At 60.0% G+C, this 18868-nt stretch carries 25 protein-coding genes, 1 tRNA gene and 1 pseudogene; all 27 read left to right on the top strand.

Annotated elements, in window-relative coordinates; translation table 11 throughout:
- Positions 1 to 2 precede the first annotated feature (2 nt).
- On the top strand, positions 3 to 599 hold the full coding sequence (locus tag RWM61_RS04195; RefSeq protein WP_313997730.1) for a lysophospholipid acyltransferase family protein: 597 nt from the start codon (positions 3 to 5) through the stop codon (positions 597 to 599).
- Between the two features lie 211 nt (positions 600 to 810).
- On the top strand, positions 811 to 1983 hold the full coding sequence (gene rpsA / locus RWM61_RS04190) for a 30S ribosomal protein S1 (RefSeq protein ID WP_313997950.1): 1173 nt from the start codon (positions 811 to 813) through the stop codon (positions 1981 to 1983).
- Positions 1984 to 2135: 152 nt separating this feature from the next.
- On the top strand, positions 2136 to 2753 hold the full coding sequence (locus tag RWM61_RS04185; RefSeq protein WP_313997728.1) for a hypothetical protein: 618 nt from the start codon (positions 2136 to 2138) through the stop codon (positions 2751 to 2753).
- A complete protein-coding gene (locus tag RWM61_RS04180) occupies positions 2750 to 3667 on the top strand; it encodes a YIEGIA family protein (RefSeq protein ID WP_313997726.1) in 918 nt (305 codons plus the stop codon). The genes RWM61_RS04185 and RWM61_RS04180 overlap by 4 nt, the downstream gene beginning before the upstream one ends.
- A complete protein-coding gene (locus tag RWM61_RS04175; protein WP_313997724.1) occupies positions 3660 to 3845 on the top strand; it encodes a capping complex subunit for YIEGIA in 186 nt (61 codons plus the stop codon). The genes RWM61_RS04180 and RWM61_RS04175 overlap by 8 nt, the downstream gene beginning before the upstream one ends.
- A 69-nt stretch (positions 3846 to 3914) precedes the next feature.
- Positions 3915 to 5237 carry a ribosome biogenesis GTPase Der gene (der, locus tag RWM61_RS04170; RefSeq protein WP_313997721.1) on the top strand — a complete coding sequence of 441 codons (1323 nt, stop codon included), beginning with the start codon at positions 3915 to 3917 and terminating at the stop codon, positions 5235 to 5237.
- Positions 5238 to 5249: 12 nt separating this feature from the next.
- Entirely contained in the window at positions 5250 to 5858 is a 609-nt protein-coding gene (gene plsY, locus RWM61_RS04165; RefSeq protein WP_313997719.1) for a glycerol-3-phosphate 1-O-acyltransferase PlsY, read from the top strand.
- 80 nt (positions 5859 to 5938) lie between these two features.
- Positions 5939 to 6970, top strand: a complete 1032-nt coding sequence (locus RWM61_RS04160; RefSeq protein ID WP_313997717.1) for an NAD(P)H-dependent glycerol-3-phosphate dehydrogenase — start codon at positions 5939 to 5941, stop codon at positions 6968 to 6970.
- A 74-nt stretch (positions 6971 to 7044) separates the two neighbouring features.
- The gene (locus RWM61_RS04155) at positions 7045 to 7320 is read left to right on the top strand and encodes a stage VI sporulation protein F (protein WP_313997715.1); all 276 of its coding nucleotides are present in this window, start codon (positions 7045 to 7047) and stop codon (positions 7318 to 7320) included.
- Positions 7321 to 7481: 161 nt separating this feature from the next.
- Positions 7482 to 7661: a DUF2768 family protein gene (locus RWM61_RS04150; RefSeq protein WP_313997713.1), complete on the top strand. Its 180-nt coding sequence runs from the start codon at positions 7482 to 7484 to the stop codon at positions 7659 to 7661.
- 36 nt (positions 7662 to 7697) lie between these two features.
- Positions 7698 to 7994 carry a 2Fe-2S iron-sulfur cluster-binding protein gene (locus RWM61_RS04145; protein ID WP_313997709.1) on the top strand — a complete coding sequence of 99 codons (297 nt, stop codon included), beginning with the start codon at positions 7698 to 7700 and terminating at the stop codon, positions 7992 to 7994.
- Between the two features lie 11 nt (positions 7995 to 8005).
- Complete coding sequence (locus tag RWM61_RS04140; RefSeq protein WP_313997706.1) at positions 8006 to 8626, top strand: hypothetical protein; 621 nt, start codon at positions 8006 to 8008, stop codon at positions 8624 to 8626.
- Positions 8623 to 8967, top strand: a complete 345-nt coding sequence (locus RWM61_RS04135) for a 2Fe-2S iron-sulfur cluster-binding protein (protein ID WP_313997704.1) — start codon at positions 8623 to 8625, stop codon at positions 8965 to 8967. Before RWM61_RS04140 ends, RWM61_RS04135 begins: the two co-directional genes overlap by 4 nt.
- Positions 8968 to 8985: 18 nt before the next feature.
- Complete coding sequence (locus RWM61_RS04130) at positions 8986 to 9726, top strand: hypothetical protein (protein WP_313997702.1); 741 nt, start codon at positions 8986 to 8988, stop codon at positions 9724 to 9726.
- Between the two features lie 295 nt (positions 9727 to 10021).
- Positions 10022 to 11500 (top strand): stage IV sporulation protein A, encoded by a 1479-nt coding sequence (gene spoIVA, locus RWM61_RS04125; RefSeq protein WP_313997700.1) that lies wholly within the window; start codon positions 10022 to 10024, stop codon positions 11498 to 11500.
- A gap of 200 nt (positions 11501 to 11700) precedes the next feature.
- Positions 11701 to 11976 (top strand): HU family DNA-binding protein, encoded by a 276-nt coding sequence (locus RWM61_RS04120; protein ID WP_313997698.1) that lies wholly within the window; start codon positions 11701 to 11703, stop codon positions 11974 to 11976.
- A 124-nt stretch (positions 11977 to 12100) separates the two neighbouring features.
- A tRNA-Pro gene (locus RWM61_RS04115) sits at positions 12101 to 12177 on the top strand.
- Between the two features lie 93 nt (positions 12178 to 12270).
- The gene (gene mtrB, locus RWM61_RS04110) at positions 12271 to 12498 is read left to right on the top strand and encodes a trp RNA-binding attenuation protein MtrB (RefSeq protein WP_313997696.1); all 228 of its coding nucleotides are present in this window, start codon (positions 12271 to 12273) and stop codon (positions 12496 to 12498) included.
- Between the two features lie 124 nt (positions 12499 to 12622).
- The gene (locus RWM61_RS04105; RefSeq protein WP_313997694.1) at positions 12623 to 13198 is read left to right on the top strand and encodes a hypothetical protein; all 576 of its coding nucleotides are present in this window, start codon (positions 12623 to 12625) and stop codon (positions 13196 to 13198) included.
- 120 nt (positions 13199 to 13318) lie between these two features.
- Positions 13319 to 14188, top strand: a complete 870-nt coding sequence (locus RWM61_RS04100; RefSeq protein ID WP_313997692.1) for a heptaprenyl diphosphate synthase component 1 — start codon at positions 13319 to 13321, stop codon at positions 14186 to 14188.
- Between the two features lie 5 nt (positions 14189 to 14193).
- On the top strand, positions 14194 to 14913 hold the full coding sequence (locus tag RWM61_RS04095) for a demethylmenaquinone methyltransferase (protein WP_313997690.1): 720 nt from the start codon (positions 14194 to 14196) through the stop codon (positions 14911 to 14913).
- Positions 14910 to 15785 carry a UbiA-like polyprenyltransferase gene (locus RWM61_RS04090; protein WP_313997688.1) on the top strand — a complete coding sequence of 292 codons (876 nt, stop codon included), beginning with the start codon at positions 14910 to 14912 and terminating at the stop codon, positions 15783 to 15785. The genes RWM61_RS04095 and RWM61_RS04090 overlap by 4 nt, the downstream gene beginning before the upstream one ends.
- On the top strand, positions 15779 to 16420 hold the full coding sequence (locus RWM61_RS04085) for a UbiX family flavin prenyltransferase (RefSeq protein WP_313997687.1): 642 nt from the start codon (positions 15779 to 15781) through the stop codon (positions 16418 to 16420). Before RWM61_RS04090 ends, RWM61_RS04085 begins: the two co-directional genes overlap by 7 nt.
- Positions 16410 to 17282, top strand: coding sequence for a menaquinone biosynthesis protein (locus RWM61_RS04080; protein WP_313997685.1), 873 nt, complete (start codon positions 16410 to 16412; stop codon positions 17280 to 17282). The genes RWM61_RS04085 and RWM61_RS04080 overlap by 11 nt, the downstream gene beginning before the upstream one ends.
- Positions 17279 to 18253 (top strand): polyprenyl synthetase family protein, encoded by a 975-nt coding sequence (locus RWM61_RS04075; RefSeq protein WP_313997683.1) that lies wholly within the window; start codon positions 17279 to 17281, stop codon positions 18251 to 18253. The genes RWM61_RS04080 and RWM61_RS04075 overlap by 4 nt, the downstream gene beginning before the upstream one ends.
- Positions 18254 to 18279: 26 nt before the next feature.
- On the top strand, positions 18280 to 18723 hold the full coding sequence (gene ndk / locus RWM61_RS04070) for a nucleoside-diphosphate kinase (RefSeq protein WP_313997680.1): 444 nt from the start codon (positions 18280 to 18282) through the stop codon (positions 18721 to 18723).
- Positions 18724 to 18773: 50 nt separating this feature from the next.
- Positions 18774 to 18868: pseudogene (locus tag RWM61_RS04065) on the top strand (chemotaxis protein CheR); the annotation flags it as partial.

The raw sequence follows: 18868 nt of genomic DNA, 5'->3' as shown, positions 1-18868 counted from the left end.
TTATGTTATACCGCGTCTGCCGGTTTCTCCTTAACGTCATCTATACGCTGCTTTTCAGGCTGAAGGCCGAAGGGCTGGACAATATTCCGGTCTCGGGTCCCGTGCTGCTGTGCTCGAACCATATCAGCCTGCTTGATCCGCCGACCGTAGGCATCAGGGTGGGACGCAAGGTCCATTACATGGCGAAAGCCGAGCTGTTCGCTTTCAAGCCGTTCGGCGCTTTCCTTCGCGAGCTCGGCGCTTTCCCGGTCAAGCGGGGCGGCGTCAGCAAGGAATCGATCAAGCTGTCCCTTCAGTTGCTTAAAGACGGCCACGTAATGGGCATTTTTCCCGAAGGAACCCGCAGTGCGTCAAGCGAGGGCGGCATGGGCAAAAAAGGCGCGGCCATGCTGGCGCTGCGCAGCGGAGCGGTCGTCATTCCGGTCGCGATCGTCGGACGCTACCGGCTGTTCCGGAGAACGGTCATCCGATACGGCAAGCCCGTCGATTTATCCGCTTTTCGGGATGGCGACGGAACCGATCCGCTCGGAAGGGCGACCGACCTGATTATGAAACGCATTTACGAACTGGCGGCGGGCAAGCCGCGGCAACCGGTATGATCCATCTTTTCTTTTTAAATCCTGCGAGGCGTGTTTCATTCGGCTTCGTCAGGTTTAAATAAAGTTGATTTAAGTTGGCGTATGAATCGAGGAGGTAAGTTCAATGTCAGAAGAAACCAAAGTACAGGAAAACGAAGCCGTTCAAGCAACGGAATCCGCCGGCGAGAGCGCAAGCGAATCCGCGGCGGCCGAAAGTGTCTCCGAACAAACGATGGACAATCTGGTGTCGATCAAGAAAGGCGATACGGTCAAAGGGACGATCGTAAAGATCGAGGATAACCAGGCAACCGTAAGCCTTGGATATAAATATGACGGCGTCATTCCGCTTCGGGAGCTTTCCGCCGTTCATCTCGACAACGCGGCGGACGCCGTTCAAATCGGCCAAGAGGTTGAGTTGAAGGTCGTCAGCATCGATGACGACAAAGAAAAGCTCGTTCTGTCCAAGCGTTTGATCGACGGAGAGAATGCGTGGGAAAGCCTGCAGGAATCTTTCGACAAAGGCGAAATCCTCGAGGTTACGGTTGCGGATGTCGTCAAGGGCGGCCTGGTGGCCGATGTGGGCGTGCGCGGATTCATTCCCGCATCGATGGTGGAACGCCATTTCGTGGAGGACTTCAGCCATTACAAAGGCCGCACGATTCGCGTGAAGGTGAAGGAATTGGACCGCGAGAACAACAAGGTGATCCTGTCCGCCAAAGAAGTGCTGGAGGAAGAATTCGAGGCCAACAAGCAGCGCATCATGTCCTCTCTGCAAGTCGGCCAGGAAATCGAAGGCGTCGTGCAGCGCCTTACGCCGTTCGGCGCATTTGTCGACATCGGCGGCATCGACGGCCTGGTTCACGTTTCCGAGCTGGCTTGGGAGCATGTGGCGCATCCGAAGGATGTCGTATCCGAGGGCCAGAAGGTGCGGGTGAAGGTGCTGAAGGTTGATCCGGCCGCGGGCAAGATCAGCTTGAGCATGAAAGCGGCGCAGCCGGGACCTTGGGAGCTGGCGTCCGACAAGTTCAAGACGGGCGACATCGTGACCGGTACGGTTCGACGTCTGGTCAGCTTCGGCGCTTTCGTTGAGGTGGCGCCGGGCGTAGAGGGTCTTGTGCATATTTCGCAAATCGCCCACCGGCATATCGCAACGCCGCATGAGGTGCTGAAGGAAGGCCAGGAAGTGAAGGCGAAGGTGTTGGACTTCATTCCGAGCGAGAAGCGCATCAGCCTCAGCATCAAAGAAACGGAGGAAGCGCCGGAGCAGGCGCCGAGACCGGAGCGCGGCGAGCGTTCCCGAGCGCCCCGCGAGGACATCAACAATCCGAACGTAAGCCTGAACAAGGAAAGCATGAGCTTCACGCTCGGCGAGAAGTTCGGCGACAAATTGAGCAAATTCAAGTGATCGCGCAGCGATCTTGAGGCCGGGGGTCCCACTGTGGGCCCCCGGCCTCATCTGTTTTCGCGCTTCCCCCGCCCATGATTCCGTGCGCGGAGCGGGTGAGGATTACTCTTTGCCATGCCGGCGCATAATAGGGCAAAGAGGAGGGGTGGCGCGTGAATGCCGGTTATATAGCTTGTTTGGTTGGGATATGCGCGGCGATTCTTCTGCTTACGGGGTGGGGGCGGCAGCTTGCCGGCGATTTTTCGCCCGTCTCGGCGTTTGTCTTTTTGACGGGTTTGACCGTCCTGACTGCCGTTTCCGGAGCGGGAGGGGCGGCCGCCATCTATCCGTTGCTGTGGACGGCTGCTTGGGGCGCGGCCGCTTGGTCGGCCGTCAAGCCGGCATCCAGGCGCGTGTATGTATTGTTCTCGGCGATGCTCGGTTGCGCCGTATGGCTGTGGGCGCGTGAGCTGTATGCGGTCGATCCGGTGTTTGTGCTCTGGGATGCGCAGCTTGACGCGCCGCTTTTGGTCGGGGCGTTATGCGCCCTCATGACCGCCGGCGTCCGCGAACAATTCGTGGTTGCGGCGGTTTCCTCCCTGGCCGGAGCATGGCCCGTCACCGGAGAAGCGGCGGTTTGGGCATGGGCGGATTCGCTGGCGTTAACCTGGTTGACGGTACGCTTCGTGTCGTGGTTATCCGCCGCGCTCCTCCGCTCGGTTCCGCTTTGCAGGCGGCCTTTCGCCGGCCGGCTCGAAACAAGCCGGTTGAAGGGGGAACGCGAACGTTGACCGCATACCTTGCCGCGCACAAGCTTACGGTCGGCATTCTGATCGGCGTCGTATTCGGCACCGCGGCCCGGCTGCTGATGCTTAGAACCGACTACCGCCAGTATCCGACCTATCCGCATGGCCGGATCATCCATATCTCGCTCGGCGTAATCGCCGCAGCGCTCGGCGCGATCGCCGTTCCGGCGTTATTCAACAAGGACTATACCGCCATTACGTTTCTTACCCTTGCGGCCCAGCAGTTCCGCGACGTGCGTAAAATGGAGCGGGAAACGCTGGCCAAAATCGACGAGCTGGAGCTTGTTCCCCGGGGCGCCACTTACATAGAGGGCATCGCCATGGTGTTCGAAGGGCGCAATTACCTGGTTATTATGACCGCCTTTCTGGCCAGCCTGGGTTCGGTTCTGCTGGCGTGGTATTGGGGAGCCGCGGCCGGCTTGCTCGGGCTGCTGGCGGTCAGGCTGCTGAAATCCGGCAAATCGGTGTCCCATATCGCCAAGGTGGAGAACGCTCCGATTCGTCAGGAAGGACCGGACTTGTACGTCGGCGACATTTATATGATGAACGTCGGTTTGACAGCCAACCGGCAGACGATCGCGGAGCGCGGACTCGGCCTGATTTTGTCCCCGTTCAACCCGAACGGCAAAGCGACGCTCGGCAATCTCGGCCAGCGGCAGGCGATTTTATTCGATCTGTCCACCTTGCTCGGCGTTTATCGGGACGACGGAGAACCGGCGCTTGTGCCGCTTGCCAAGCTGGACATGCGGGACGGGCGACTGGGCGTTTTTCTTCTGCCTCAGGACAAGGATCCCGGGAAAGCGCGCGAAATCGCCGGGCGTGTGCCGATTCTCGAATCGGCTGTCCGGATGCCGACCGAAGCGAAGGTCAACCGCAAGGAGGAGGGCGCGAATGGGTAAAATAGCCGCAGTCGTGACGACAAACCGGGAAAGTGTCGGCGGCGGGGCCCCCATTTTTGTCGAAGACAGCTCCGCGAATGCCGAAAATACCGCTTTTTTGCTGGAAAAAATATTGGACGCGAGCGTCCATGATTTGAAGAACGGAACTTTCATTCTGGTCGATCACGGCGCAAAATGAAATGTTAGCCAAGGCCGTTTTTTTTTGCTATGATGGTAATCGTGAGAATTTCAGAAGGAGTTGGAAGGGATGGCAAGACCCGTAGTCGCGATTGTAGGGCGGCCGAATGTGGGGAAGTCCACGATTTTTAACCGTGTGATCGGCGACCGGCTGGCCATTGTGGAAGACAAACCGGGCGTCACGCGCGACCGCCTATACGCTCCGGGCGAATGGAGCGGCAAATCGTTCAGCATCGTCGATACGGGCGGAATCGAGATCGACGGCGAGGACGAGATTATGAAATCGGTCCGGATGCAGGCGGAGCTGGCGGTCGAGGAAGCCGACGTCATTATTTTTATGGTGGATGCGACGGCGGGCCTGACGCATGCCGACGACGAAGTCGCGCACATGCTGTTCCGTTCCCGCAAGCCGGTTGTCGTCGCGGTGAACAAGGTGGACAACCAGCGGCGGACGGACGACATTTATGAGTTTTACAGCCTCGGATTCGGCGAGCCGATCGCCATTTCGGGCGCGCATGGAACGGGGATCGGCGACCTGCTGGATGCGGTTGTTGAAAAGCTTCCCGAGCTCGAGGACATCGAATATGACGACGACGTCATTCGCGTGGCGCTGATCGGACGTCCGAACGTTGGCAAATCGTCGCTTGTGAACGCGATACTCGGCGAACACCGGGTCATCGTCAGCGACGTGGCCGGCACGACGCGGGACGCGATCGACACGCCGTTCGAGAAGGACGGCCAGAAATACGTGCTGATCGATACGGCCGGAATGCGCAAGCGGGGCAAGGTGTACGAAACGACGGAGAAATACAGCGTGATGCGCTCGCTCAAGGCGATCGAGCGCGCGGACGTCGCGCTCATCCTCATTAACGGCGAGGAAGGCATCATCGAGCAGGACAAGCATATCGCGGGCTACGCGCACGAAGCGGGCAAGGCTTCCATTATCGTGGTCAACAAGTGGGACGCCGTCGAGAAAGACGAGAAAACGATGCAGCACTTCGAGCAGCATATCCGGGATCATTTTCTGTTCATGTCCTATGCGCCGATCGTATTTCTGTCCGCAAAGACGAAGTCCCGGCTTCAGAAGCTGCTTCCGGTCGTCGACCATGTGTCGGAGCAGCACGCGCTGCGCATTCAGACGCATTTGCTGAACGATGTGGTGGCGGACGCCGTGGCGATCAACCCGCCGCCGACCGATAAAGGAAAGCGGTTGCGGATCAACTACGTCACCCAGGTGGCCGTGAAGCCGCCGACCATGGTCATATTCGTGAACGATCCGGAGCTGATGCATTTCTCGTACCAGCGGTATTTGGAGAACAAAATCCGGGCGGCTTTCGATTTCGAGGGCACGCCGGTGCGGATCGTAACACGCAGAAAGTCTGAGGCGGATTAGGGGAGAGGCATCTTGTTGGAACAAATCATCGCGGTCGTCTGCAGTTATTTGCTCGGTTCGGTGTCTTTCAGCATCCTGATCGCGAAATGGGTGAAAGGCATCGATATCCGGCAGCATGGGAGCGGCAATGCCGGCGCCACCAATACGCTGCGCGTGCTCGGCAAAGGGCCGGCGGCCGGCGTATTTCTGCTGGACGTGGCCAAGGGAGTCGCAGCCGTATGGCTCGGCAATCGGCTGGGAGACGGCAATGTGTGGGTAACCGTCCTGTCCGGCATGGCGGCGGTAACCGGCCACAATTGGCCCATCTGGTTCCGCTTCAAGGGCGGCAAAGGCATCGCCACGACGATCGGCGTCATGGCGACATTGGCTTTCTGGCCGGCGCTGTACGCCGGGATCGCAGCGATCGCCGTCATCGCCCTGACGAGGTACGTATCGCTCGGCTCTCTCGTGTTCGCCGCGCTGATGCCGGTATTCGTCGCTTTGCTGGGCCTGCCGGAAGAACTGCTCTGGACGAGCCTGCTCGTCTGTTTGTATGCCTTCGTGCGCCATCGGACGAACATCGTCAAGCTGGCGCAGGGAAAAGAAAACAAGCTTGCAGGTAAAATAATCCCCAAAAAGTGAAGCGAAGCTTTGCAGCGTATTCCTATTACTTTTCGGGGATCCCGCAAGGATAGAAAATCTTTACTAGAAAGGGGTGCCTCATGATAAATAAACGGGCCGCGGTGCTGGTTGCCGGAAGCTGGGGAACGGCGCTTGCCGCCGTGTTGGCCGAGAACGGCCACGATGTGCGCATATGGACGCGCAACGCGGCGCAGGCCGCGCAGATCAACGAGCGCCGGACGAATGCGCGGTTTCTGCCGGATATTACGCTGCCGGCAGGCTTGACGGCGACGACCGGCATCCGGGAAGCGGTTCGGGAGGCGGATTTGGTGCTGTTCGCCGCCCCTTCGTCCGCGATGCGGGAAGTTGCGCGCGCCGCCGCGCCGCATTTGAAGCCGGCCGCGCTTTGCGTGCATGCCGCCAAGGGCTTCGAGACGGATTCGATGAAGCGGATGAGCACCGTGCTGGCCGAAGAGCTCAAGGGCCATGAGGAGACGGTCGTCGTCCTGTCCGGTCCGAGCCACGCGGAGGAGGTCGTCCGCAAATGCCCGACCACCGTCGTGGTGGCGTCCGCTTCCCAGGAGGCCGCCGAGGCGGCGCAGGATTTTTTTATTAACGCGTACTTCCGTGTGTATACCAATCCCGACGTTATCGGGGTTGAGGTGGCGGGTGCGATCAAAAATATTATCGCGCTCGGCGCCGGTCTGTCGGACGGGCTTGGCTTCGGCGACAATGCGAAGGCGGCGCTGCTGACACGGGGGCTCGCAGAGATCGGCCGGCTCGGCTCCGCGATGGGCGCCAATGTGCTGACGTTCGCCGGACTGGCGGGCGTCGGCGATCTGATCGTCACCTGCACGAGCCGCCACAGCCGCAATTGGCGGGCGGGCTCGATGCTGGCAGAGGGACTCCCGCTCGAAGAGGTGCTGCAGCGGATGGGAATGGTTGTGGAAGGGGTTCGGACGACGCGCGTCGCGCACGAGCTCGCCAAAGCCTACAACGTGCAAATGCCGATTACCGAGCAATTGCATGCCGTGCTGTTCGAGCATAAGGAGCCCAAGGCCGCCGTCGAGGCTTTGATGGGCAGGGGCCGCACCCATGAAAGCGAAGAGGTGTCCAAGGCCTGGAATTCCTGACCGGGGGCCGCGCATTCACCATTCGGCTTCTCCTCTCATAAGATGCTAGCAACACCTTGGGGGAGGGAGAAGAAGTGGAAAAAAACATCTCCAAAGACGTTCTGAACGCCGTGAACAAAAAAACCGGAAAGTCGATCAGCGAGAATGCGGTCAAAAAGCTGGCGAGCGGCGTGACTTCGGATACGATGCAGAGCGAAGCCGAGCTGCGCAAGCTGATTAAGCAGGTTTCCAAGATGGCCAACGTGCCGGTGTCGGAAGAAACGGTGGGCGATATCGTCGGTGCGGTCAAAAAGAGCGGAATGAACCTTGCCAACCTGGAGTCGCTCGTGAAGATGATGCTTAAGAAGTGACGAACGCCGGAGGCTCGGAGCCGGCCGGGCCGTATGCCGACGCGCAGCGCCCGGCCGGCTTTTGTCGCGAACGCCGCGGCCGTGATATAATTTGATACATAGTTGCAGGGCGGTCTTTATTTGGAGTATGATCATAGTTTGTGTCGGGGCTGGTGTTCGGAATGGATGCAATGACAAAAATGTGGGTGTCGCTCGTCGGCATCGGGTTAATGGCCGTTTCGGCCGTGCTGATCACGGTTGCGAGAGCCAAGACGAAGGGCTTTCTTCGGTTTGTGCTGTCGCTGGCGGCTTTCTGTTTGCTGATCGTCGGTTTTATTTTCGGATTGATCTCGATCGTGTAAGCCGGGCAACAACAATCTATAGCGGGGTGGAACGGCATGCTGCTGCTGAAGGGCCGGACGAAATCGGCGGAGGTAGAGGCGGAATCGGGCTTTACGATATTGGATTTGGCGATGAAGGCGGGCGTCGACTGGGGGTTCTCGTGCACCCGGGGAACCTGTGCCCGCTGCCGCACGCTCGTCGAAGAGGGCGCGGCATTTCTTGAGGATGTGACGGACGCCGAATGGGACAGGCTAGAGCCCGAGGAACTGGAACAAGGCTACCGGCTGGGCTGCCAGGCGGTCGTCAAAGCGGGAGCGGGCAGAATCCGCGCGGTTAACCGGTTTTATTTCTAGGAAGAACGGAAGTGGATGCGATGGCGCAGAGCCATGCAATTGAACGGGCGCTCGGCGTGATGGCCGGCCGGCTGGCGGATTCGGGAGCGGATTGGGTCGTGGGGGGCAGTGCCGGCCTGATGCTGCGCGGCCTCGAGCTGCCGAGCCCGCCGCGCGATTTGGACGTGTATGCCGATGTGGGGGATTGCGCGCTTATTCATGAGCGGCTCTCGCCGTATTCGGCGGACAAGCCCGCGCGAAGCGTTGCGGGCATCTATGAGTCCCTGTTAAGCCGCTATGAGATCGCGGGCGTCGCGGTCGAATTGGTAGGCGGCTTTGTCGTTTCGGCGGGCGAGGGCCGCTATGAGGTCAAGGTGTCGGACGGCTTGCTGAAGGATGCGGAGTGGCTGGAACTGGCCGGGCCGGAAGGCTCGCCTCTCCGTGTGCCGCTCGTTCCGCTTGCGCATGAGCTTTGGTTCAACCGGCTGCGCGGCCGCGCGGACCGGTTCGATCTCGTGGCGAACGCTATGGCGGCAAATCCCGAACGGCACGAGCCGGCGCTGCGCAGGCTTGAAGCCGCGAACCGCCTGACGGCCGAGGCGGCGGCGGACGTTCACGCCCGTTTGCGGTCGCGAAAGGGGGACGGCCGGTGAAGCGCGTCATTACATTTATGCCCGAAGGCAGAACCGTATCGGTGCCGCACGGCACCAGCGTGCTGGAAGCGGCGCGGCGCGCCGGCGTCCCGATCAAAACCCGCTGCGGCGGTAAAATGGGCTGCCTGATGTGCAAGGTCACGCAGCTGTCCGAAGGCGGATTGTCGGCGAGCGGCGAGCAGGAACGACGTAAGCTCGCCGGATTGGCGGAGCAGGGCGTGCGGCTCGCCTGCCAGGCGAAGGTGACCGGCAGCGCGTCGGTCGAAGTGCCCGAGAATCCGCTCAAATCGACCGTGCGGCGTTTGCTGGCGAAGCAGGCGGAGGAAGACGATCTTTGGTAACGTTGGAGGGGAGAACGCATGGGGCATCGGAACGGAACGGTGAAAGTTTTGCTTGCGCTGGCGCTGGCGGCGGCATTGCCGGGCTGCCTGTACCCGCAGGACCGCCTGGCGCAAAATCAGCTGCCTCCGAAGGAGGCGATTCGGAATTTGCAGCAGGCGATCGACCAGTTTCAGGCGGATAACGGCCTGCTGCCCATCAAGAACGCCGAGGAAACGACGCCCAGATACGAGAAGTTCATCGTCGACTTGCCCAAGCTGCGGCGAATGAATTATATCGGCGAAATTCCGGCGGCCGCGTTCGAGAAAGGCGGCAGCTATTACTTTCTGATCCAGAACGAGGAGAGCGATCCGACCGTCAAGCTGATGAGCGTGGTCGTCTATCAGCAAATCAACGATTTGCAGCGTCGCGTCGACGCTTATAAGAAGGCGAACGGCGGCCGGCTTCCTGTCGGCGAACAAGCGTATCCGTCTTTCCGCTATCTTGACTACGACAAGCTCAAAGGCGTCAAGCTCGACATACGCAGCGTTTACAGCAGGCAGCCGATGAACGTCATCGTGCACGAGGGCGGAACCGTTTTCGCCGATTACGGCATCGACGTCCGCAAAGCGGTCGAGCAGCAAGGCGGAACGCCGCCCGGACCGGACTACGACCTGCGCGGGCTGCTCGTTGCGAAATCCGATTTCGTGCCCGTCAAGTCGCCCGCCTACTACTTGGTGAACGGCGATCCGGAAGCGCGGCTTCCCGTTCCCCTGCCATAGCAACCGCACGCTGTCCAACCGCGTTTCGCTTTCGGGCGATGCGCGTTTTTGTTTTTCGAAGGAGAGATGTTCTAGCGCGGCGGCTCCCGTCATATATCCATTCATGGAGGGCGCGGGCAGCCGCGGGCCGTGAAAGATTCGTGCGGCGCCCGGTCATAAATCGGACGGGACGGCCATATGATGTTACTAGTCCAGACGGTTGTACTAGATTGCAACTGGTAGAAGTCCGGCAAGGCGTCGGCCGGTCCTCGTGCGGACGTTCAGTTCGCGGAAATATGTTTGGAGGGGATATTCAGTGGAAAAAGTGGACATTTTCAAGGACATCGCCGAACGGACCGGCGGGGATATTTACCTCGGCGTCGTCGGAGCGGTCCGCACGGGCAAATCGACCTTTATCAAGCGGTTCATGGAGACGGTCGTCCTGCCCAACATCACGAGCGAATCCGACCGCGTACGAGCCGTCGACGAGCTGCCGCAAAGCGCCGCCGGCAAAACGATCATGACGACCGAACCGAAATTCGTGCCGAACCAGGCTGTGCAAGTGCGCGTCTCCGAAGGGCTTGACGTGAATGTGCGTCTTGTCGACTGCGTCGGCTACGCCGTGGAGGGCGCCAAAGGCTATGAAGACGAGAACGGCCCGCGCATGATCTCCACTCCCTGGTTCGAGGAGCCGATTCCGTTCCAGGAAGCGGCGGAGATCGGAACCCGCAAAGTGATTCAGGAGCACTCGACGCTCGGCGTCGTCGTCACGACGGACGGCTCGATTGCGGAAATTCCGCGGAGCTCTTACGTGGTGGCCGAGGAACGGGTGATCGGCGAGCTGAAGGAAGTCGGCAAGCCGTTCGTGCTGATCGTCAACTCGACGCGTCCGCGCAGCGAAGAGGCGCTTCAGCTGCGCAGCGAGCTTCAGGCCAAATACGATATACCGGTTATGACCATGAGCGTGGCGACGATGGGGGAGGACGAGGTCATGTCCGTCCTTCGCGAGGTGCTGTACGAATTCCCCGTGCATGAAGTGAACGTCAACCTGCCGAGCTGGGTCATGGTGCTCAACGAGCAGCATTGGCTGCGCAGAAGCTACGAGAACTCGGTGCGCGACACGGTGCAGGATATTCGCCGGCTGCGGGACGTCGACCGGGTCGTCGAGCAGTTCATGGGATACGATTTCATCGCACGGGCCGGCCTGAGCGGCATGAATATGGGCCAGGGCGTGGCGGAAATCGATCTGTTCGCGCCGGATGAGCTATACGATCGGATTCTCATGGAGGTTGTGGGCACCGAGATTCGCGGCAAGGACCATTTGCTGCAGCTGATGCAGGAGTTCTCGCACGCCAAGCGCGAGTACGACCGTTTCGCGGAGGCGCTCGAGATGGTCAAAACGGCCGGCTACGGCATCGCGGCGCCGACGCTGTCCGAGATGGCCCTCGACGAGCCGGAGCTCATCCGGCAAGGCTCCCGCTTCGGCGTCAGGCTGAAAGCGACGGCGCCGTCGATCCATATGATCCGCGTCGATGTCGAATCCGAATTCGCGCCGATCATCGGCACGGAGAAGCAAAGCGAGGAGCTCGTCCGGTACCTGATGCAGGATTTTGAGAACGACCCTATCAAGATATGGGAGTCCGATATTTTCGGCCGTTCGCTCCATTCGATCGTGCGCGAAGGCATTCAGGGCAAGATTGCGATGATGCCCGACAATGCCCGCTACAAGCTGCAGGAGACGCTCGGCCGCATCATCAACGAAGGTTCCGGCGGGCTGATCGCGATCATCTTATAGGAACGACGTATCCGGAAAGGCGCGCGCCTGCGCGCCTTTCCTTGTTGCGTTTTTTCGCGGACGCGCCTTCGATTCTACTTGAAATTCCGAAACGGCTGTATTACTATAAAAATTGTTCGGCTTTAGGTATATTTTTGCAGGTTTCGGTTAAACAGAATGATAACGAATGAGACTGATCGCCACCAGGGGAGGTGAAAGCTATGAACAAAACGGAATTGATTGCCAAAGTATCCGATTTGACGGAATTGTCGAAGAAGGATGCGACGAAAGCGGTCGACGCCGTATTCGACGCGATTTCCGAAGCGCTGCAAGGCGGCGAGAAGGTTCAACTCGTAGGTTTCGGGAACTTTGAAGTCCGCGAGCGTTCCGCCCGCAAAGGCCGCAACCCGCAAACGGGCCAGGAGATCGAGATCGCGGCAAGCAAGACGCCGGCCTTCAAGCCGGGCAAATCGCTGAAGGATCTTGTCGGCAACTAACAGAATCGCATTGCGCGCAGACGTCCGGGTGGCTTCCATTCGGGCGTTTTTATTTGCCGCGGGAAGGCGCCGGAACGCTATTGACAAGGACCCGGAAATTGGATAGAATCAATTTTGCATTTGTCGGGTGTTAGCTCAGCTTGGTAGAGCGCTACCTTGGGGTGGTAGAGGTCGCCAGTTCAAATCCGGTACACCCGACCATTTATTTTAAGAGAGCGAGCTGCTTTCCTGGCCGGCATGTAGGAGGCAGTTTTTATATTTTCGGGGGAAATCGTTTCTTGAAGGGGAGTTACCATGGAGCAGAATCCGACTCAAGGCGAATACATTGTGGTCAAGGCCAAAGACCAGGGCGTGCAGGTGATCGGCCTTACCCGGGGACAGGATACGAAGTTCCACCATACGGAGAAGCTGGACAAGGGCGAAATCCTGATCGCGCAATTCACCAATCACACCTCGGCCATCAAGATTCGCGGCAAGGCGGTCGTCATGACGAAATACGGCATGCTGGAGACGGATAACTAGGCCCGCGCCGCCGTCCCTATACGTTTTGCGGGAAAGCAGGCATAGCCTGCTTTTTTTGTATGTACAATACGGTATGAGACCTGCATGCGGAGGCCGAAACTGTTAACGCGGACGGGGTGACGATATGAGAACGATCAAAGCTTTTGCGGCGGCCGGGGCCGTCGCGGTCATTGCGGGGTTCGCCGCCCTGCTTCTGCCCCACGGCGGCGCTTTGCCGAACCGTGCGGATGAGGTGGCCGTTTTTCGGCCGGACCGGTTGACCAAGCTGAGCGACGAGAACCTGGTGGACGCGCTCATCGCGCAATCGTTTTCGGAGCCGATCAAGCGGACGTTCATAAAAGGGGCGGCTCTGTCGATCGACTTCGTCGTCAGGCCGGAAACCGCGGAGCCGGATGCGCTGCTTGAAGATTTGAAGAAGCTTGTCAAGCTGTCGTTTTACCGGACCGGCAACGTGGACCGGCTGCTTGTGCGGTTTGTGGAAGCGAGGGGGGACAGTGTGCGGACGGACGGACAGGAGGACTACGGGCTGCTTCTGGCGGCGGACGTCCGCCGTAACGACGGATGGCTGTCGGCCGGCGCGGGCACGCTCGAGGCGGCCGATTTGCTCGGCGACATCGCCTGGCGCCAGCGGCTTCGCCTGTCCCACACGGCCGATTGGACGGAACGGTTCGGGCCGCCGGGCGCCGGGTACGGCGACTGACAAAATCGCTCCCGTTTGAAAAGCCCTGCCGGGTATGCTTCACTTGCACAGTTGTGATATAATAATTTGGATTATAGAGTTGCAGCAAGATTCGTACTGCAATGCCCGGAGGCTGGATCGATGAAATCGTACCGCATACCTGAGATGGCGAAAAAATACGTCGAATACGACATGATCCAAACGCATACGGACCTGCCCGAGTTTCCGGACTCCAGGGCTCGTCTGCTGTTCGCGTTTCTTGCAAACGGACGCCATTCCGCCCAGCTGAGCGAGCTGTACGCGCTTGTCGTGTCGCTGGTCCAGCTTGGGCTCGATACGCACGACACGATCGACGACGATCGGGAGAAACGGCCGGAGGCCGGCATGCGCGAGCGCCAATTGAAGGTGCTGGCCGGCGATTATTTCAGCAGCCGCTTTTACCATTTGCTGTCCCAGGCGGGCCAAATCGACATGATCCGCAAAATCAGCGGCGCAATATGCGAAGTGAACCGGGTCAAGCTGAATTTGTATATGCGGATGAAGCAGCTTAAGGTAACGGCCGACGAGTACATCGGCATGTGCACGGATATGAAGACCGGCCTGTTCGAGCTGTTCGGCGCTCTTCTGGAAGGACGGGCTTCCCGGCTGTGGCCGGAGCTGTTGAGAGGTTTAAGCCGCTGCGAGGTCGTCGCGCATGAGCTGGACCGGATGGAGTCTCCCGGACGGTTCGAGCGCAGCTGGGGGTATTGGCATGTGATGCAGGAAGGAACGGATGCCGACAGGAAATGGCTGGCGGAGCGGGCGCGAGAGGAAGGAGTCGTCAGCTCGCTCGTCGCCAAATACGATATACGGAGCCAACTGCACGACAAGCTGCGCCAGTCGGTTCAGCATGTCCAGTCGATCGCCGCAGGGCTCGAATCCGACAAGCTGGCATCCGAGCTGGCGGGAATCGGCGAGCGTTTTCTCCGGCCTTTCGCCGCGCAGCAAGCGATATACAACGAGATGGGGTGACGGGGTTGGACGCAAAATCGAAAGAGCGGTTCGTTCATTCCGTTTTTGAAAGCATTGCGCCGAAATATGATATGATGAACGACGTGCTCAGCTTCCGCAGGCACAAGGCATGGCGCAAATTTACAATGCGGAAAATGAACGTCGGTTCCGGGGATACGGCGATCGATCTGTGCTGCGGCACCGGCGACTGGACCGTCGCGATCGCGCAGGCGAGCGGAACGGGCAAGGTTGTCGGGCTGGATTTCAGCCGGAACATGCTGGACCACGGCCGGGCCAAGGTGGACAAGCTGGGGCTTGGCGGCCGGATCGACCTCGTGCAGGGCAACGCGATGGCGCTGCCTTACGAAGAAGATACGTTCGATTACGCGACGATCGGATTCGGACTGCGCAACGTGCCGGATATCCGGCAGGTGCTGCGGGAGATGCGGAGGGTCGTCAAGCCCGGCGGCAAGGTCGTCTGCCTTGAGCTTTCGAAGCCGACCCGGCAGCCGCTCAAAGCGGTCTATTCCTTTTATTTTAACCGATTTCTGCCCGTCCTCGGCAAGCTTGTCGCCGGGCGGTACGAGCAGTATAAATGGCTGCCGGAATCGCTTGTCGCGTTCCCCGGCCGCAAGGAGCTGGCGAGCATCTTCCGCGAGACCGGGCTGCAGGACGTGGAGGATTACGGGCTGACGGGCGGCATCGCCGCGCTCCACATCGGTACGAAAGGGAGCAACGGCGCATGATCCGCAAAATTCGGATTTTTCTTGAAATGATCAAGTTCGAGCATACGCTGTTCGCGCTTCCGTTCGCGTTCGTCGGGGCCATTCTCGGCGCCGTTGTCGAGCAGGCTCGGCTTCCGGGATGGAGCGAAATGTTCTGGGTGATCGTGGCGATGGTCGGTGCCAGAAGCGCGGCCATGGGGCTCAACAGACTGATCGATAAAGCGATCGACGCGCGCAATCCGCGCACCGAGAAGCGGGCGTTGCCCGCCGGTCTGCTCGGCTCCACAGAAGTGATTCTGTTCATCGCGATTTCCTTCCTGCTGCTGGCAGCGGCCTCGTTCCGTCTGGAACCGATCGCGGTAAAGCTGCTTCCGGTCGCCGTATTCATGCTCGTCATCTATTCTTATACCAAACGCTTTACCTGGCTTTGCCACGTCGTTCTCGGCCTTACGATCGCCCTGGCGCCGCTCGGGGGCTGGGTGGCCGTCACCGGCACCGCCGGTTGGCCGGCCTACTTGCTGTATGTTTCCGTCGCGTTCTGGACGGCCGGCTTCGACGTCGTGTACGCTTGCCAGGATTACGAATTCGACCGGCATGAGAAGCTTCATTCCATTCCGGCCCGCTTCGGTCTGCGCAACGCGCTCTGGATTGCGCGCGCGTTCCATGCCGTGCCGGCCGCGGGCTTCGTGGCGCTGTTCTGGATGACCGACCTTAGCTGGGGATACCTCGTCGGCACGGTTGCCGCCATCGCGATTTTGATCTATCAGCATCTGCTCGTCAAGCCTAACGACCTGAGCCGGTTGAATACGGCTTTCTTTACGATGAACGGCACGCTCAGCGTGCTGCTGTTCGTCTTCACCCTGTTCGACCTGGTGGTGCTTCACCGATGGTAACCGAGAACCGATCTGCCGGCGGCGGGAGCCGGCGCTGGGTCGTCGGCATTACGGGCGCAAGCGGCTCGGTGTACGGCGTCCGGCTATGCGAAGCGCTGCTGGAGGCCGGCGTGCAGGTCCATCTGATCGTCACGGAGGCCGGGTGGCGGGTGCTGAAGGAAGAGGCGGGCTGGGAGTCGTCAAGGCGTCAGGCGGCGCTGGCCGAATGCTTCGGGCCCGCGCTGGAGCAGGGGCGGCTCCTTTACCACCCGGTCGCCGACATCGGCGCGACCATAGCGAGCGGCTCGTTCCGCGTCGAAGGCATGATCGTGATGCCGTGCTCGATGGGCACGCTGTCGGCGATTGCGCACGGCTCGTCGGACAATTTGATGACGCGCGCGGCGGACGTGATGCTGAAGGAAGGGCGGAAGCTGCTGCTCGTCCCGAGGGAAACGCCGCTCCACGCCATTCATCTGGAAAATATGCTGAAGCTCGCCCGCCTGGGCGTGCGGATCATTCCCGCGATGCCGGCTTTTTACTACCGTCCGCAATCGATGCGGGAGATGATCGACTTTATGGTCGGTAAAGTGTTGGATGCGATGCCGCTCAATCATGACTTGTACAGAAGATGGGGAGATGACGGGAATGGGCAGTAATCGCCCGATCACGGTCGGACGCATTGATTATGCCAATGTTTGGCCGATTTTCGAGCACTTTGACGAGGTGCGGGCCGAGCGGGACCTGACCGGCGTGGACATCGTCGTCGGCATGCCGTCCGTACTGAACGGAGCGCTTACCGAAGGAAACGTCGACATCGCCTCTGTCTCGTCGTTCGCTTACGGGAGGCGGGCGGAGCAGTTCGTTCTTCTGCCGGATTTGTCGGTCAGCGCGGACGGCGAAGTCCGCTCCATCCTGCTGTTTCTCAAAAACCCGCTGGACGACGTGCTGAAAGGTACCGTGGCGGTTACATCCACCTCCGCGACCTCGGTCAATCTGCTGAAAATCATTCTGCAGGGCCGCTTCGGCGCCGAGCCGCGATACATAACGATGGAGCCCGATCTGGACGCCATGCTGGAGGAAGCCGACGCCGCGCTTCTGATCGGCGACCACGCGATACAGGGCTCGTGGCGCACCGACCACGGCTGCGAGGTGCTGGACGTCGGCCGTTTATGGAAGGACTGGACCGGACTGACGATGACGTTCGCCGTTATCGCGGTGCGCAAGGAAACGGCGCTGCGCGCGCCGAAGACCGTATCGGATATTTACAAGGCGCTGCTGGAAAGCAAACGGCGGGGGCTTCGGGACATCGGCCGCCTGGCCTCCAAAGCCGTCCGGCGCTTGGGCGGGCAGAGCGGGTATTGGGAGGCGTATTTTAATGGCCTGCGCTACGGCTTCGGGCCGGACGAGCGGGAAGGCTTGATGCTGTATTTCCGCTACGCCGCCCGTCTCGGACTGCTTGGACGGGCAGGCGGCCTGCAATTTTGGCCAGACCAATCTGTGGCGCAGGTGAACGAATGAAACTTCTTGATATTTACGCCAGAATGAAAGGCGATTTGAATAAGATTGAGAAAGAGCTCGAGCTCAGCGTGACGACCGATCATGCGCTGCTTAGCGAAGCCTCGCTTCATCTGCTGAAAGCGGGAGGCAAACGGATCCGCCCGGTCATCGTCCTGCTTGCGGGCAAATTCGGCCATTACGACCTGAATGTGCTGCAGAAGGTGGCGGTGCCGCTTGAGCTGATCCATATGGCGACGCTCGTGCACGACGATGTGATCGACGACGCGGACACGCGGCGCGGTCAGTTGACCGTCAAGTCGAAGTGGGATAACCGGATCGCGATGTACACCGGCGATTACATCTATGCCAAAGCGCTGACGATCGTAACGGAGCTTAACAATCCGGCGCTGCACCAGGTGCTCTCCAAAGCGATGGTGGAAATGTGCATCGGCGAGATGGAGCAGATCCGCGATTTCTTCAACACGGAACAGACGGTGCGCAACTACCTGCTTCGGATCAGGCGCAAAACGGCCTTGCTGATCGCGATCAGCTGCCGCCTCGGCGCAATGGCGGCCGGCACCGACGACGGGACGTCGAACCGGCTGTACCGGTTCGGCTACAACGTCGGGATGGCGTTCCAGATCCGCGACGACCTGCTCGATCTGCTCGGCACGGCGAAACAGATCGGAAAACCGCCGGGCTCGGATATCCGCCAGGGCAATATCACGCTTCCGGTTCTGCTCGCGCTGCGCGAGCCGGCTATCCGCGGCCCGCTTCTGGACAAGATCGCGCAGATCCGCGAAGCGGACGGACAGACGGATTGCGGTCCCGCCATCGAGCTGATCCGCGGCAGCCGCGGGATCGGCGAGGCGGAGCGGATGGCGGGGCGGTACATCGACAAAGCGATCGCGGCGCTGGAAGGATTGCCGGACATTCCGGCGAAGAAAAGCTTGAAGGATATTGCGGCGTTCGTCGGGGAACGCAATTATTGATGCGGAGATCGAGCGGAGGGATAAGGTTGGAGAGAACGTTTCTGATGATTAAGCCGGACGGGGTACAGCGCGGACTGATCGGCGAGATCGTGGCCCGTCTCGAGCGGAAGGGGCTGCAGCTCGTGGCGGCCAAGTTCATGAAGGTCGACGCCGCGCTGGCGGAGCGCCATTATGAGGAGCACAAGGGCAAGCCTTTCTATCCGCCGCTTATCGAGTTCATTACGTCGAGCCCGGTGTTTGCGATGGTATGGCAGGGCGATAACGTGATCGCGCTGACGCGCGCGCTGATCGGCAAGACGAATGCGCTGGAAGCGGCGCCGGGCACGATCCGCTCGGATTATGCGGTGCATGCCAATTTCAACCTGATTCACGGCTCGGATTCTCCCGGGAACGCGGCGCGTGAAATCGGCCTCTTTTTCAAGCCCGAGGAGCTTGTGGAGTACGAGCAATCGACGCAGCGCTGGATTTAACCGCCTGTACGGGCTGTCCCATCGTAGAGCATTCGGAGGGAAAATACGGAATGGAAGACGCGGATTTTTCTTATTTCATCAAGCAAATCAAGCACAAGACGGCGATCGATCTTGCGCAGTACAAAGAAGCCCAAATGAAGCGCCG

It is taken from the genome of uncultured Paenibacillus sp., assembly GCF_963515335.1.
In the GTDB taxonomy this organism is placed as follows: domain Bacteria; phylum Bacillota; class Bacilli; order Paenibacillales; family Paenibacillaceae; genus Paenibacillus_I.
This window is presented reverse-complemented; position numbering and strand designations above follow the sequence as displayed.

Bases quoted from the DNA above. Each gene is read 5' to 3' on its own strand.
- RWM61_RS04195 (WP_313997730.1), top strand. From the start codon at position 3: ATGTTATACCGCGTCTGCCGGTTTCTCCTTAACGTCATCTATACGCTG.
- rpsA (WP_313997950.1), top strand. From the start codon at position 811: ATGGACAATCTGGTGTCGATCAAGAAAGGCGATACGGTCAAAGGGACG.
- RWM61_RS04175 (WP_313997724.1), top strand. From the start codon at position 3,660: ATGGGTAAAATAGCCGCAGTCGTGACGACAAACCGGGAAAGTGTCGGC.
- der (WP_313997721.1), top strand. From the start codon at position 3,915: ATGGCAAGACCCGTAGTCGCGATTGTAGGGCGGCCGAATGTGGGGAAG.
- RWM61_RS04160 (WP_313997717.1), top strand. From the start codon at position 5,939: ATGATAAATAAACGGGCCGCGGTGCTGGTTGCCGGAAGCTGGGGAACG.
- RWM61_RS04150 (WP_313997713.1), top strand. From the start codon at position 7,482: ATGGATGCAATGACAAAAATGTGGGTGTCGCTCGTCGGCATCGGGTTA.
- RWM61_RS04145 (WP_313997709.1), top strand. From the start codon at position 7,698: ATGCTGCTGCTGAAGGGCCGGACGAAATCGGCGGAGGTAGAGGCGGAA.
- RWM61_RS04130 (WP_313997702.1), top strand. From the start codon at position 8,986: ATGGGGCATCGGAACGGAACGGTGAAAGTTTTGCTTGCGCTGGCGCTG.
- RWM61_RS04120 (WP_313997698.1), top strand. From the start codon at position 11,701: ATGAACAAAACGGAATTGATTGCCAAAGTATCCGATTTGACGGAATTG.
- mtrB (WP_313997696.1), top strand. From the start codon at position 12,271: ATGGAGCAGAATCCGACTCAAGGCGAATACATTGTGGTCAAGGCCAAA.
- RWM61_RS04105 (WP_313997694.1), top strand. From the start codon at position 12,623: ATGAGAACGATCAAAGCTTTTGCGGCGGCCGGGGCCGTCGCGGTCATT.
- RWM61_RS04100 (WP_313997692.1), top strand. From the start codon at position 13,319: ATGAAATCGTACCGCATACCTGAGATGGCGAAAAAATACGTCGAATAC.
- RWM61_RS04090 (WP_313997688.1), top strand. From the start codon at position 14,910: ATGATCCGCAAAATTCGGATTTTTCTTGAAATGATCAAGTTCGAGCAT.
- RWM61_RS04085 (WP_313997687.1), top strand. From the start codon at position 15,779: ATGGTAACCGAGAACCGATCTGCCGGCGGCGGGAGCCGGCGCTGGGTC.
- RWM61_RS04080 (WP_313997685.1), top strand. From the start codon at position 16,410: ATGGGCAGTAATCGCCCGATCACGGTCGGACGCATTGATTATGCCAAT.
- RWM61_RS04075 (WP_313997683.1), top strand. From the start codon at position 17,279: ATGAAACTTCTTGATATTTACGCCAGAATGAAAGGCGATTTGAATAAG.